This is a genomic window from Saccharothrix sp. ST-888, from assembly GCF_000955975.1.
Taxonomy (GTDB): Bacteria; Actinomycetota; Actinomycetes; order Streptomycetales; family Streptomycetaceae; genus Kitasatospora.
This window is the reverse complement of the sequence record NZ_JYJF01001029.1, coordinates 1-288: the sequence shown is the minus strand read 5'-3', so window position 1 is coordinate 288 and position 288 is coordinate 1. Positions and strand designations below refer to the sequence as shown.

The 288-nt window shown below is 75.7% G+C and carries 1 protein-coding gene; it reads left to right on the top strand.

The window, feature by feature from the left end; all coding sequences use genetic code 11:
- Nucleotides 1-288, top strand: a 288-nt coding sequence (locus tag UK12_RS35445) for a KR domain-containing protein (protein WP_045307342.1), incomplete at both ends; no start/stop codon positions are given.

Sequence of the window (288 nt, the reverse complement as noted above, 5' to 3'; positions counted from 1 at the left end):
GCCGGCACCTTCGGCGGGCTGGGGCAGGGCAACTACGCTGCGGCCAACGTCTTCCTGGATGCTCTGGCCACCTGGCGCCGCGCCGCCGGACTGCCCGCGCCCTCGCTCGCCTGGGGTGCCTGGGCGGACGGCGGGATGGTCGGCAGCCTGGCCGAGGCGGACGTGCGACGGCTGAACCGTGGCGGCGTCCAGGGCATGCTCGCGGCCGAGGGCCTGGCGCTGTTCGACGCGGCGTGCGCTGCGGACGACCCGATGCTGGTGCCGATGCAGCTCGACCTGGTGGCGCTG